Raw genomic sequence first — 13,195 nt, forward strand, 5'->3', positions numbered from 1 at the left:
GGATGAAATGAATCTGGTCGATATCTATATGCAAGTAAAAAGTGATGTTTCATATATCGAACGAGAACTGGAACGAGCCATTAATCCAGAGTCTCGTGAACTCTACCAATCTTCTACCCATCTTCTGAAGGCAGGCGGAAAGCGAATCCGCCCTGTCTTTGTGTTGCTAGCGGGGAAATTTGGTGATTATAATGTGCAAAATTTATCTCAAGTAGCTGTACCGCTTGAGCTTATTCATATGGCTACACTTGTTCATGATGATGTGGTGGATGATGCAAACAAGCGCCGAGGCAAAGACACCGTACGCACGAAATGGGACAATCGAGTGGCGATGTATTCTGGGAACTACATACTAGCAAGAGCTTTAGGTATCGTAACGCAATTACCTAATCCAGCGATCCATCAAATTCTCTCCAAAGCCATCGTAGAGATGTGTAAAGGAGAGATTGAGCAAGTTCGTGATTTGGGAAATTGGAATCAGGGCTTGCGCAATTATCTCCGCCGGATTAAACGCAAAACAGCGCTTTTAATTGCGATTAGCTGTCAGCTTGGCGCAGTTGCGACTAATGCATCGGCAGATGTCGTGCGCCGTATGTACCATTTTGGGTATAATGTTGGAATGGCTTTTCAAATTACAGATGATATTCTAGATTTTACAGGAACAGAAAAACAGCTAGGTAAGCCGGCGGGAAGTGACTTGCGTCAAGGAAACGTCACTTTGCCAGCTCTTTATAGCGCTTATCAGGGCAGTACAAAGGATGTCTTTCAGGAGTGGATTCGTAAGGGTGATATCAACTCTCGTATTGAACAGGCAATTCCGCTGATTCATCAGGGAGAAGGAATTGCTTATTCACAAGCGTTGGCTGAACGCTATCTAAAAAGAGCAAAACTAGCATTAGCAGATCTGCCTGCATCTCCGACCAAAAAATCATTACTACAAATTGCTGATTATATTGGTGGGCGTAAATTTTAATCCAGAGTTGATGCAGAAGCCTCTTTCTTGTGGGAAAGGGGCTTTATGTATAGGGAGGATTTGCATGATTAACAGATGCATGCCTCTTACTATATGAAAATAACAACTTTTCCATATCGATCAAATTTATTGAAGTTTCTGCAATTGAGCGGTTGCTTGTACGGCTTTCTTCTGATAAAATTTTCGTTGGTACAAATATTTTCTACATAGAGGTATGGAGGGCATTCGAATGGAAAAAACTTTTATCATGGTAAAGCCAGACGGCGTACAACGTAATCTTGTAGGAGAGATCGTTGCCCGTTTTGAGAAAAAAGGCTTTGCTTTGGTTGGCGCTAAACTAATGAATGTGAGCCGTGAAAAAGCGGAAGAGCATTATGCTGAACATAAAGAGCGTCCATTCTTTGGTGAATTAGTAGACTTCATTACTTCTGGTCCTGTATTTGCAATGGTATGGGAAGGCGACAAGGTGATTAGCACTGCCCGTAACATGATGGGGAAAACGAACCCAGCAGATGCAGCACCTGGTACGATCCGTGGTGATTACGCAGTATCTGTAGGCATGAATATCATTCACGGTTCTGATTCTGCTGAAAGTGCAGAGCGTGAAATTGGTCTTTGGTTCTCAAAGGATGAAATCGTTTCCGTAGAAAAAACGATCGCTCGTTGGATCTAAAATGACAAATTTCGTAAGAAGGGCCTTCTTTTGAAGGTCTTTTTTTCGTATCGTAGCAGGATTTGACGAATAGTGTAACGAATGGCTTGGAGTAAGGCAAAAGGGGGATACACACAGTGGAGGATAAAGACTTCTTGCAATTTATTGCACTGATTAAAAAGAAAACAGGGATTGATCTAGCGTTATATAAAGAAGCACAAATGAAACGCAGATTAACCTCATTACGAATCAAGCGCGGATATAACAGCTTTGTCGCGTATTTTGAGGCCCTGAATAAAGATCTGGATTTATTTTACGAATTCTTGGATCGGATGACAATAAATGTTTCAGAGTTTTTCCGAAATCCAGGCAGATGGGAGACGCTCGAAAATAAAATTTTGCCAAGATTATACGCAGAATCCCGTCGTTTGAAGGTGTGGAGCGCAGCGTGTTCGACGGGAGAAGAACCGTATACACTATCACTTGTGTTAAAAAGAAAGCAATTACTAGCGTCCTCTAGCATCCTTGCTAGCGATATTGACGAGGGAGCGCTGGCGAAAGCGAAGCAGGGTGTATATTTGGAGCGTTCCTTACAGGATTGCCCTAAAGATTTATTACAGAAATATTTTCATAAGGACCAGCTTACTTATCGTTTAGATCAAGAAATTAAAAATGCCGTGAACTTTAAAAAGCATAATCTGCTTGCGGAGTCGTTTGATACAGGCTTTGATCTAATTATTTGCCGAAATGTCTTGATTTATTTTACAGAAGAAGCGAAGCATGAATTATATCAAAAGTTTAGTCGTGCCCTACGCCCTGGCGGCGTATTGTTTGTGGGAAGCACAGAGCAAATTTTCCAGCCGCAACAATATCAGTTTGAAGTAGAAGATACGTTTTTTTACAAAAAAACACTGTAAAATCGTAATGAAAGATGTATACCAATGATTTATTTATTGAACAATAGCTACTAGGAAGATAAACATTTCCAGATGGAGGCAACGAGTCAATGGATAAATCAAAGGTGATTGAAGCGTATCGACTTGGGCTCATCAATTTGCAGGAGTGCGGACAAATTCTAGGAGCGGAAACTCGCCAGCTGGAAAACCTAGTAATGCAGAAGCGACTCTACTATCGTGAGCAGGCTGATCGACTGATAACAATCGATCATCTATAGAGATGGCAGAATGCTTCTCCTTATTGTGAGAAGCATTTTGTCTATTTTTGTTTTCATCTTAGGCTATGTATGATATTATATCGCTTAAAAGTGTTAAAGGATTTGACTGGAGGAGAGAAGAGTGAGATATATAACCGCAGGAGAGTCACACGGACCACAATTAACAGCTATTATTGAAGGAATTCCTAGCAATCTCCCCTTTTCATTTGACGAAATAAACAAACAATTACACCGTCGCCAAAAGGGGCATGGCCGAGGTCGCCGGATGCAGATTGAGAAAGATACTGTTCAGGTCGTATCTGGTGTTCGTCATGGTTATACAACGGGGGCTCCTGTTACGTTGGTTGTTGAGAATAATGACTGGACCCACTGGCAAAAAATTATGAGTGCTACACCTGTGCCAGAAGAGGATGAAGCACGTCGTCGTGTATCACGTCCGCGTCCTGGTCATGCTGACTTGAATGGGGCTATTAAATATCACCAAAGGGATATGCGAAATATTCTGGAGCGCTCTAGTGCGAGGGAAACGACAATGCGTGTAGCCGTAGGTGCGGTGGCACGTCAATTGTTATCCCAATTCGGTATTCGGGTAGCTGGGCATGTTAAGCAGATTGGACAGGTAGTGGCCCAAGAACGTGAATTGTCCCTAGATGAGCTAATGCAAATAACAGAGGATTCACCTGTACGTTGCATTGACCCTGATGCAGAGAAAAAAATGATGGAGCTTATCGATCGTGCTAAAGAAGAAGGCGATTCTTTAGGCGGAATTGTAGAAGTAATTGTGGAAGGTGTACCGATTGGTTTAGGTAGTCATGTGCAATGGGATCGCAAGCTGGATGCTAGATTGGCGCAAGCTATTATGAGCATTCAAGCCTTTAAAGGAGTAGAGATCGGAATCGGTTTTGAAGCGGCAGGATTGCCAGGCTCACAGGTACACGATGAGATTGAATGGACAGAAGGAAAAGGCTACAGTCGCAAAACAAATCGAGCAGGCGGCTTGGAGGGCAGTATGACCACTGGAATGCCTATCGTTGTGCGAGGTGTAATGAAGCCTATCCCTACTTTATATAAACCGTTAATGAGTGTAGATATCGATACGAAGGAGCCATTTGCAGCAACTATTGAACGTTCAGATAGTTGTGCTGTACCAGCAGCAAGTGTAGTTGCCGAAGCAGTTGTTGCTTGGGAAATAGCGCGTGCCATGTGTGAGAAGTTCCCGTCCGATGCTTTAGACGATATGGTGGCAAACGTAGAAGAATATCGAGCTTATACGGAGAGATTCTAATGGAAAAACGTACGTTACTAGTTGACTTGAATGAAAGAGCTTATCCTATTCATATTGGGGCAGGTTTGTTGAGCCAAACACCTGCCCTATTGCAGGAAGCAAACATCAAAGTCTCTCAAAAATTATTCCTCATTACAGACGCTCATGTGGCGCAGCATTATTTGAAGCCGTTGCAGCTTCTTCTAGAACAAGCGGGATACCAGGTTTTTTCCCACATTGTTGTAGCTGGTGAAAAAGCGAAGCAGTTTGCTGTTTATGAAGAGGTGATGACAGCTGCTATTGAGGCAGGACTTGATCGTAAATCTGTCGTGCTAGCGTTAGGCGGTGGAGTCGTAGGTGACCTGGCAGGCTTTGTAGCGGCTACATATATGCGTGGAATTGATTTTGTGCAAATTCCCACAAGCTTATTGGCTCATGATAGCTCGGTAGGTGGCAAGGTAGCGATTAATCATCGTTTGGGCAAAAATTTAATTGGGGCTTTTCACCAACCCTTGATGGTTATTTATGATGTGGATACTCTGCAAACATTGCCTCGCAGAGAAATCTCCGCTGGCTTTGCGGAAGTGATCAAGCATGGACTGATTTCAGATGAGGGCTTTGTTGGATGGTTGGAGGAGCATGCAAAAGGCCTAATGGAATTGGATGCAAAACTGGTTAGTGAAGCCATCTATCGCGGCTGTGCCGTGAAAGCGGCGGTAGTAGCCAAAGACGAAACTGAGCAAGATATTCGCATGACCTTAAATGTAGGTCATACCTTTGGTCATGCCTTTGAGGCGTTAACTGGTTACGGTCAGCTTAATCATGGTGAAGCAATCTCCATTGGGATGGTTTTAGCCGCCCGTTATGCAGAATCCATTGGAATGTCGCCAGAAGGTGTAGCAAAACGTACAAAAAGAGTGCTTACAGCCTTTGGACTCCCAACTCAATGGCCAAAAGAATTGCATCCAGAAGATGTTTTACGGGCAATGCATTTGGATAAAAAGGGCGTAGCAGGTACACTTACACTTGTTTTGCCAACATCTATGGAGCATGTAGAGATCGTGCCTAGGGTAAAAGAAGAAGATGTACTACGGTTTATGAGCGAAGAGTGGGAGGAATCACAAAAATGAGTAAGGTACGAGGAGTCCGTGGTGCAACAACGGTCATCCGAAATGATAAAAGTGAAATCTTAGAGGCAACAGCTGAGCTTTTACGTGAAATGATTCATCAAAATAAAATTGAGACTGACGATATAGCAAGTGCTATAATCACGATGACAGAGGAGCTGGATGCTGTATTTCCAGCTCAGGCTGCCCGTGAGTTTTTAAAATGGGAGCATGTTCCCCTGATGTGTGCAAAAGAAATTCCTGTGGCTGGGAGTTTAAAAAATTGTATTCGTGTTATGCTTCACATCAATACTGACAAGTCTCCACATGAAATTACGCATATTTTTCTAGGAGAAGCAATTCGATTACGCCCAGATTTAGTAAAAGAATAGTTGACAGTAGGGGCTAGGTTTTGTAAAGTAAGAGCAAGTTTTACAAGTTCAGAGCATGAAGGTAGTTACGAGCAAGTTAGTAAGTTAGTCGAGAGCCGAGTAGAGTTGAGAAGAGATAGGTTGTATGAGACGAGGAGAGTTGAGACTGGTTTCGTTATGCTATAAACCAACACCCAGGACTCTTTCCTGGGTGTTTTTTGTCTTACATATTATCCCATCTTCTATACGACCATCCTCTTCTATCAAAAGAAGAGAGGTGTGTTGTCCATGTTAGAGCCCACATTTCAAGAGGTGCAGCACTATGCATCTACACACAATTTTATTCCCATTCGCCTTACTTTGTTAGCTGATCAGGAAACGCCGATCAGTTTGTATCAAAAATGTACGGAACAAGCAGCTTTTTTACTAGAAAGTGTTGAAGGGGGAGGACGCTGGTCTAGGTACTCCTTTATAGGACTACGCCCCTTTTTGCGAGTAGAAGCGATAGACCAGCAGGTGACGCTTCTTAAAGAATCGGGGGAACGAGAGCAGTATAACCGCAATCCAATGGAAGTGCTTCGAGAATTATGTCAGCAATATAGAGCGCCATCCATTGCTGAATTTCCACCGTTAACAGGAGGAGCAATCGGATATTTAGGATATAATACATTGCGCTATGTAGAGACGCAATTGCCTAAGCATCAGAACCAACCGCTTGATATCCCGGATATGCATGTCGTTTTTGTAGATGAAATGCTGGTTTATGATCATGCAAAGCAAGAAATTCAATGCATGGTTCACATTAGAGTTTCTGAGGAGGACACAGAAAAATCGTTGCAGATAAAGTATGCAAAGGCTAGTGCCCGATTGGTCGCTTTACGTGATCACATCCTGCATACACCTATACCGAAGGACACAAGGCTACAGCAATATCAATTAAGTCAGCTAGACGAAGCGGTCAAAAAGCCAGAGACCAGCAGCCTGCAAAGTAACATGAGTCTCTCAGAGTATAAGACCATGATCGCTAAAGCAAAAGATTATATTGCCAGCGGAGATATCTTTCAGGTTGTTCTATCTCAACGCATGACGATGAAGACGGATGTGGATCCATTTGCCGTTTATCGGATGCTACGAACGACGAATCCATCTCCTTACCTGTATTATCTACCATTTGGATCAGCGACTTTGGTAGGGGCATCACCGGAAGTGCTAGTAAAGGTTCAGAACAAGAAGGTTGAGGTTCGTCCGATAGCTGGAACTCGCAAACGTGGAGCAACAATCGAGGAGGATTTGGCGTTAGAGCAAGAATTGCTGGCTGATCCAAAAGAATTAGCGGAACATCATATGCTAGTTGATTTGGCCCGCAATGACGTAGGGAGAGTCTCCAAATACGGTACGGTAAAGGTGGAAAACCCCTTACATGTAGACCGTTATTCGCATGTGATGCATATTGTCTCAGATGTGTCAGGAGAGATGCGTGAAGATTTGGATTGTTTTGATGCTCTTCTTGCCGCTTTTCCTGCTGGTACTGTATCTGGCGCTCCTAAATTGCGAGCGATGGAAATCATTGCAGAATTGGAGCAAGACGCTCGTCACACGTATGCAGGCTCGATTTGTTACTTCAGCTTTACTGGAAATTTAGACAGTTGCATTACGATTCGTACCCTGTTGTTTACACAAAATCATGTGCATATACAAGCAGGAGGCGGCATCGTCGCTGATTCAGTAGCGGAGCTAGAATATCAAGAAGCAATGAATAAGGCAGCAGCAATGGTCAAAGCTCTAGAAAAGGCAGAGCTGCATTTTCAACCAAAGGGGGTAGCGTTATGCTAACGACCTCCTTAGATAAGATTACCCGAAAGCAACATCTAGATCGTACGCTGGCTCGATTAGCGATGGGTGAAATCATGGATGGAAAAGCAACACATGCACAGATCGGAGCATTTTTAGCGGCACTCAGGGTAAAAGGTGAACAGGTTGAAGAATTGATTGGCTTTGCAGAAGCGATGCGTGAACGGGTTAAAGCATTTCCTGTTGCTAAGCAAAACGTGATTGATACATGCGGCACTGGGGGAGATGGTGCTTCTACCTTTAATATTTCAACTGCCTCAGCCATTGTAGCCGCTAGTGGCGGTGTTAGTGTAGCCAAACATGGAAATCGTGCCGTTTCTAGCAAGTGTGGTAGCGCTGATGTGTTAGAAGCACTAGGGATTCCGATTCAACTGACGCCTGAGCAAGCGGGAGAATGTCTGGAAGAAACCAACCTTTGCTTCTTATTTGCGCCCCTATACCATGAAGCAATGCGCCATGCGGCTATACCGAGAAAAGAGCTGGCGATACGGACGGTCTTCAATTTACTGGGGCCATTAACCAATCCTGCTCGGGCTGATCGCCAGTTATTAGGCTTGTACGATCGTGGATTGCTGGTTCCGATTGCCAAGACATTAAGTGAGTTAGGTGTATCCAGAGCCATGGTTGTTGCTGGACTAGACGGTTTAGATGAACTAACGATTACAGGGGAAAGCGAAGTAGCTGAATTAAGAGATGGTGAGGTATCGGCGTATCGACTTGACCCGGAGCGGTTAGGATTGAGGCTTGGGACCTCCGCAGAGCTTGCAGGGGGTGATGCAGCAGACAACGCGCTAATCCTAGAGCAAATTTTTAAAGGTGAACGGGGTGCGAAACGCGATATTGTGCTGCTCAATGCAGGTGCCATTCTGTACCTCACGGATAACGTAAGTAGCTTGCAAAAGGGTGTCATCCGGGCTGCTGAGCTGATCGACAATGGAAATGCAATACGTAAGCTTGAACAACTACGTCAGGTCATGAGGAGGGTTCATCATGCTTCGTAAAATTGTGGAGCAAAAAAGAGGAGAAGTGGCGACCCTGCGTCAAGGAACAAGTCTTCAACAGATGCTAACGGAGATGAAAGCACTGCCAGCTACTCGCGGTTTTGTCAACGCTCTTACCACAAGCCCTCGGAAGGTAAGCTTAATTGCTGAGGTAAAAAAAGCTTCTCCGTCAAAAGGCATCATTCGTGCTAATTTTGACCCTGCCGCTATTGCTGGGTCTTATCAGGAAGCTAGTGTGGATGCGATTTCAGTTTTAACGGACGAAACGTTTTTTCAAGGTGAACTAAGGTATCTACAGATGATCAAAGAATTGGTTCCTCAGCCGTTGTTACGCAAAGATTTTACTATTGATGAATATCAGGTTGCACAATCAAGAGTGAGCGGAGCGGATGCTATTTTATTGATTGCAGCCATTCTGGATTCTGAACAAATCAAGCACTTTTATCAAATGGCAGTAGAGATCGGACTAGATGTGCTAATAGAGGTTCATGATCAAACGGAATTAGAGCAGGTGATGTCGGCAGTAGAACCTATGCTACTCGGCATTAATAATCGAGATTTGCGAACCTTCACCACGAATCTAGATACTTCCGTAGATCTATTGAAGCTGATTCCTAGCGGCATTCCTGTCGTAAGTGAGAGTGGGTTAGCGACAGCGGAAGATGTTCATTTAGTCGGGATGGCGGGAGCGCGCTCCATTTTAGTAGGTGAGCAGTTCATGCGTCAGCAGGACGTAGTTCAAGCCGTTCGTGAGCTAATGCAAGATCAACATATGAAGCCTCAGGTGATTTCACGAGGTGACACAATATGACCGCCTTAAAAATTTGTGGGATAAAAGACGCGAATACACTGGTCTTATTGCAGAAGCTTAGCGTGGAATATGCAGGCTTGGTGTTTGCCGAAAGTAAGCGTCGGGTGACAGTAGAGCAGGCTAGGACTCTGATTGCAGAGGCTAAGACTTCAGCGGATGCAGAGGTTTTAGAAAATATGAACAGACCTTTCCCGCATCTAGTAGGGGTTTTTGTGAATCCAGATGTATCTGAGCTTGATCGCATAGTGAATCAGGTCCCTCTGGACGTGATCCAATTGCATGGCCAAGAAACGCCAGAATTTTGTCAAATGGCCCAAAAACGCTTTGGCAAGCCTGTATGGAAAGCGATTGGCATCGGGACAGGGAGTGATTCCATTATAGAAAAGCTTGCCTCCTACAAAAATAGTGTGCAAGCCTACTTATTTGACACGCATGATCCAAAACAAGCGGGAGGTACGGGTAAAAAATTTGCCTGGGAGAACATTCCCGATTTGCAACGAATGGTAGCTCCCTTTCAAGCAATCATTGCTGGTGGTATTTCAATAGAGAATGTAGAGACTTTACTTAGCAAATATGCACCAGCCTTAATTGATCTTTCCAGCGGTGTAGAGACCAATGGGGAAAAGGATGCTCACAAAATAACAATTTTAGCGGAAAGGGTGAAGCAGCATGGCACAAGCTACGAATGTACGAGATGATTCTGTCCTACGATCAGGTCGATTTGGTGAATATGGGGGCAGATTTGTTCCTGAAACCTTAATGAAGGCATTAATCGAATTGGAGAAAAGCTTAGTGGAAGCGTTGGAGGATGAGACCTTTCATGCAGAATTAAATCAATTTCTTCGCTTTTATTCGGGTAGGCCGACTCCCTTTTATCATGCTGAACGTCTGAGTGAGCATCTGGGAGGGGCACACATTTACTTAAAACGAGAAGATTTAAATCACACAGGCGCTCACAAATTAAATAATGCCTTGGCACAAGCGTTACTGGCTAAACGAATGGGGAAGCAAGCTATTATTGCCGAAACAGGAGCTGGCCAGCATGGGGTAGCGAGTGCAACTGTAGCCGCGCGTCTTGGACTTTCTTGCAAGGTTTTTATGGGAGTAGAGGATATTAAACGCCAGGAGTTAAATGTTTTTCGGATGAAGCTTTTAGGAGCAGAGGTTATTCCAGTATCATCAGGAACAGCCACGTTAAAGGATGCTACCAATGAAGCAATTCGTTATTGGGTGAGTAATGTAGAAGAAACCTACTATGTAATTGGTTCGGCGATGGGACCTCATCCATATCCCTATATGGTGCGGGAGTTCCAAAAAATCATTGGAACAGAGACACGAGCCCAATCTCTGGAGCAGCTTGGGCGCTTACCTGATGAACTTATCGCATGCGTCGGAGGAGGGAGCAATGCCATTGGCTTTTTCTATCCATTTGTGGGGGATCAGGTGAGATTGACTGCAGTAGAAGCAGCAGGAGAAGGTGTGGATACAGACAAGCATGCGGCAACATTAACAAAAGGACGTCCAGGTATTATTCATGGCTCCCTAACATATCTGTTGCAGGATGATGATGGACAGGTGCAGGAAGCTCATTCCATTTCGGCTGGACTTGATTACCCAGGTGTTGGTCCCGAGCATTCTTATTTAAAAGACCGCGGCAGAGTGGAGTATGTGGCAATTACTGATCAGGAAGCTTTAGAGGCTTGCCAATTGCTTACGAAATTAGAAGGGATACTACCTGCCTTGGAAAGCTCTCATGCTATAGCGGAGGTCATAAAGCGCGCTCCGCGAATGAATTCCGATCAAATCATCGCTGTATGCCTTTCTGGACGCGGGGATAAAGATGTTCATACCTTACAAAACCATCTGAACAAGGAGGAGAATTAACATGCAACATACCATGACAAGAATGGAAGAGCTGTTTGCTGATCGAACAGTAAAACGATTCATTCCTTTCATAACGGTAGGAGATCCTTCTTTAGATGTCACCTTTGAACTGGTTCACAAGCTTATTGAAGCGGGAGCTGATGTCATTGAGCTTGGGGTTCCCTATTCTGATCCTTTGGCAGATGGGCCGATTATTCAACGAGCTTCACAGCGTGCCTTAGCACAGGGTGTGACATTAAAAGACGCTATTCAATTAGGAGAGAGGCTACGTGCATCAGGGGTGAGCATTCCGCTGGTGATCTTTACATATTGTAATCCAGTCATGCAATATGGTGTGGAACGTTTCTTTGCTGATTTGCGGGCGTATGGACTTGATGGTGCCATTATCCCTGATTTGCCGTTTGAGGAGAGTGCGGAGGCGCGTGGGGCGGCAAAGAAAAACGGAATACATTTGATTCAATTAATTGCGCCAACATCACAGGAGAGAATCGAGATGATCGGCAAAGAAGCAGACGGTTTTTTATATTGCGTATCGTCTTTGGGGGTTACAGGGGTTAGAGATAATCTTCCGTTTGAATTAGATGATTTAATTAAAACTGCTCGTGAAAATAGCAGTATACCTGTTGCAGTAGGGTTTGGGATTTCTTCTCCTGAACAAGTTCGCGCTGTTGCAGGTTATGCGGATGCTGTGATTGTGGGAAGCGCAATTGTTAGAGAGGTTGAGAAAAATATCGAGGCCCTCTCTAGTGAGGAGATGCGAAACAGCGGATTAGAACGTGTGAAAAAGTTTGTAAAATCCTTATCCAATGAGTTAAAATAACAGAAACAAAAAGCATGGGGTGAGGACAAGTGCTACCAAAAGAGCGAATTTTAAATGTTCCGGTGTACAAACCTGGAAAACCTATCGACGATGTAAAGCGCGAATTAGGACTTACAGAAGTAATTAAATTAGCTTCTAATGAAAATCCATACGGTTATTCCCCAGTTGTAAAAGAAGCGATGCTTGCTGCTATGAATGATCTGGCTATCTATCCAGATGGTGGAAGTATGCAACTTCGATGGGAACTTGCAGAATTTTTAAACGTACAACCTGAACAATTGATTTTCGGAAATGGTTCTGACGAAATTGTACTAATGATTTCCCGTGCTTATCTGGAGAAGGGGACCAATAGCGTAATGGCTACCCCGACATTTTCTCAATACAGGTCTAATGTGACGGTAGAGGGTGCTGATTTACTCGAAATCCCTCTAAAGAATGGCGTTCATGATTTAGAGGCGATGCTAGCTGCAATCAATGAACAGACCCGAGTGGTTTGGGTTTGCAACCCTAACAATCCATCTGGAACAATGAATACATCTGATGAGCTGCTTGCTTTTTTAGAAAAGGTACCAGCTAACGTATTAGTTGTATTGGACGAAGCTTATTACGAATATGTGGTGGATGAAAATTACCCTCAAACCATACCGCTCCTTGATAAATATAAAAATATGATTATTTTACGTACATTCTCGAAAATCTATGGATTGGCGGCTCTGCGTATCGGGTATGGTATAGCTAATCCAGAGGTCGTCTCACATCTGAATCATGTGCGTGGACCGTTCAATACAGGTTCCCTGTCGCAAGTCGCAGCACGTGCAGCGATTTCAGATCAGGAATTTGTGACACAATGTAGCCAGAAAAATCGTCAACAAATGAAGCGAATCACAGATAAATGTGATGAACTAGGCTTACACTATTTCCCTTCTCAAACCAACTTTGTTTTATTGGAGGTAAAGAGAGATTCAGACGAGGCCTTCCAATACTTGTTGAAAAAAGGAATTATCACTCGTTCAGGCAATGCGCTCGGTCATCCCGGTTATCTGCGTGTCACGATAGGAAATAGCGAGCAAAACGATAAGCTGTTAGCAGCTTTGGAAAGTCTAGTGACAGAAGCTGCTAAAAAATAGCGAAATAAAAAAATAATAGGGCAAAAAGTAAGAAGAAAAGTAGTGGAGCAGGCCGGTCAACACCGGCTTTTTCTACTATCTAAATGAACTCCTTTGTTCTCATGCAAAATATGAGGACAGGTATAGACGAAAAATAGAGAGATTCTTTGGAGTGGAGCGGA

At 43.8% G+C, this 13,195-nt stretch carries 14 protein-coding genes; all 14 read left to right on the plus strand.

The features are described from left to right. Nucleotides 1–7: 7 nt before the first annotated feature. The 14 genes from GOP56_RS02445 to hisC all read left to right on the plus strand — a co-directional run bounded on the left by GOP56_RS02445 (nt 8) and on the right by hisC (nt 13,034). The gene (locus GOP56_RS02445; protein WP_163244396.1) at nt 8–973 is read left to right on the plus strand and encodes a polyprenyl synthetase family protein; all 966 of its coding nucleotides are present in this window, start codon (nt 8–10) and stop codon (nt 971–973) included. 229 nt (nt 974–1,202) lie between these two features. Continuing rightward, a complete protein-coding gene (gene ndk, locus GOP56_RS02450; RefSeq protein ID WP_003338555.1) occupies nt 1,203–1,646 on the plus strand; it encodes a nucleoside-diphosphate kinase in 444 nt (147 codons plus the stop codon). 116 nt (nt 1,647–1,762) lie between these two features. After that, nucleotides 1,763–2,542 (plus strand): CheR family methyltransferase, encoded by a 780-nt coding sequence (locus GOP56_RS02455; RefSeq protein WP_003338557.1) that lies wholly within the window; start codon nt 1,763–1,765, stop codon nt 2,540–2,542. Nucleotides 2,543–2,631: 89 nt separating this feature from the next. Further along, on the plus strand, nt 2,632–2,799 hold the full coding sequence (locus GOP56_RS23265) for a hypothetical protein (protein ID WP_003338558.1): 168 nt from the start codon (nt 2,632–2,634) through the stop codon (nt 2,797–2,799). 121 nt (nt 2,800–2,920) lie between these two features. Beyond that, nucleotides 2,921–4,084, plus strand: coding sequence for a chorismate synthase (gene aroC, locus GOP56_RS02460; RefSeq protein ID WP_003341697.1), 1,164 nt, complete (start codon nt 2,921–2,923; stop codon nt 4,082–4,084). Continuing rightward, nucleotides 4,084–5,193: a 3-dehydroquinate synthase gene (gene aroB / locus GOP56_RS02465; RefSeq protein WP_163244397.1), complete on the plus strand. Its 1,110-nt coding sequence runs from the start codon at nt 4,084–4,086 to the stop codon at nt 5,191–5,193. Before aroC ends, aroB begins: the two co-directional genes overlap by 1 nt. Next, nucleotides 5,190–5,561 carry a chorismate mutase gene (gene aroH / locus GOP56_RS02470; RefSeq protein ID WP_003338561.1) on the plus strand — a complete coding sequence of 124 codons (372 nt, stop codon included), beginning with the start codon at nt 5,190–5,192 and terminating at the stop codon, nt 5,559–5,561. Before aroB ends, aroH begins: the two co-directional genes overlap by 4 nt. Before the next feature lie 267 nt (nt 5,562–5,828). Continuing rightward, complete coding sequence (gene trpE, locus GOP56_RS02475) at nt 5,829–7,373, plus strand: anthranilate synthase component I (protein ID WP_163244398.1); 1,545 nt, start codon at nt 5,829–5,831, stop codon at nt 7,371–7,373. Continuing rightward, a complete protein-coding gene (gene trpD, locus GOP56_RS02480) occupies nt 7,367–8,392 on the plus strand; it encodes an anthranilate phosphoribosyltransferase (RefSeq protein WP_163244399.1) in 1,026 nt (341 codons plus the stop codon). Before trpE ends, trpD begins: the two co-directional genes overlap by 7 nt. Next, nucleotides 8,382–9,203 carry an indole-3-glycerol phosphate synthase TrpC gene (trpC, locus tag GOP56_RS02485; protein WP_163244400.1) on the plus strand — a complete coding sequence of 274 codons (822 nt, stop codon included), beginning with the start codon at nt 8,382–8,384 and terminating at the stop codon, nt 9,201–9,203. Before trpD ends, trpC begins: the two co-directional genes overlap by 11 nt. After that, nucleotides 9,200–9,901, plus strand: a complete 702-nt coding sequence (locus GOP56_RS02490) for a phosphoribosylanthranilate isomerase (protein ID WP_163244401.1) — start codon at nt 9,200–9,202, stop codon at nt 9,899–9,901. Before trpC ends, GOP56_RS02490 begins: the two co-directional genes overlap by 4 nt. Continuing rightward, a complete protein-coding gene (gene trpB, locus GOP56_RS02495; RefSeq protein WP_163244402.1) occupies nt 9,873–11,087 on the plus strand; it encodes a tryptophan synthase subunit beta in 1,215 nt (404 codons plus the stop codon). Before GOP56_RS02490 ends, trpB begins: the two co-directional genes overlap by 29 nt. A 1-nt stretch (nt 11,088) precedes the next feature. Next, complete coding sequence (trpA, locus tag GOP56_RS02500) at nt 11,089–11,907, plus strand: tryptophan synthase subunit alpha (RefSeq protein ID WP_163244403.1); 819 nt, start codon at nt 11,089–11,091, stop codon at nt 11,905–11,907. 29 nt (nt 11,908–11,936) lie between these two features. Further along, the gene (gene hisC / locus GOP56_RS02505; RefSeq protein ID WP_003338569.1) at nt 11,937–13,034 is read left to right on the plus strand and encodes a histidinol-phosphate transaminase; all 1,098 of its coding nucleotides are present in this window, start codon (nt 11,937–11,939) and stop codon (nt 13,032–13,034) included. Nucleotides 13,035–13,195: the final 161 nt, after the last annotated feature.

Source organism: Brevibacillus sp. 7WMA2 (assembly GCF_010748895.1).
GTDB classification, from domain to species: domain Bacteria; phylum Bacillota; class Bacilli; order Brevibacillales; family Brevibacillaceae; genus Brevibacillus_B; species Brevibacillus_B halotolerans.

What these genes read in the sequence shown, in the direction of transcription:
- GOP56_RS02445 (WP_163244396.1), top strand. Translation starts at nt 8, where the DNA reads ATGAATCTGGTCGATATCTATATGCAAGTAAAAAGTGATGTTTCATAT.
- ndk (WP_003338555.1), top strand. Translation starts at nt 1,203, where the DNA reads ATGGAAAAAACTTTTATCATGGTAAAGCCAGACGGCGTACAACGTAAT.
- GOP56_RS23265 (WP_003338558.1), top strand. Translation starts at nt 2,632, where the DNA reads ATGGATAAATCAAAGGTGATTGAAGCGTATCGACTTGGGCTCATCAAT.
- aroB (WP_163244397.1), top strand. Translation starts at nt 4,084, where the DNA reads ATGGAAAAACGTACGTTACTAGTTGACTTGAATGAAAGAGCTTATCCT.
- aroH (WP_003338561.1), top strand. Translation starts at nt 5,190, where the DNA reads ATGAGTAAGGTACGAGGAGTCCGTGGTGCAACAACGGTCATCCGAAAT.
- trpE (WP_163244398.1), top strand. Translation starts at nt 5,829, where the DNA reads ATGTTAGAGCCCACATTTCAAGAGGTGCAGCACTATGCATCTACACAC.
- trpD (WP_163244399.1), top strand. Translation starts at nt 7,367, where the DNA reads ATGCTAACGACCTCCTTAGATAAGATTACCCGAAAGCAACATCTAGAT.
- trpC (WP_163244400.1), top strand. Translation starts at nt 8,382, where the DNA reads ATGCTTCGTAAAATTGTGGAGCAAAAAAGAGGAGAAGTGGCGACCCTG.
- GOP56_RS02490 (WP_163244401.1), top strand. Translation starts at nt 9,200, where the DNA reads ATGACCGCCTTAAAAATTTGTGGGATAAAAGACGCGAATACACTGGTC.
- trpB (WP_163244402.1), top strand. Translation starts at nt 9,873, where the DNA reads ATGGCACAAGCTACGAATGTACGAGATGATTCTGTCCTACGATCAGGT.
- trpA (WP_163244403.1), top strand. Translation starts at nt 11,089, where the DNA reads ATGCAACATACCATGACAAGAATGGAAGAGCTGTTTGCTGATCGAACA.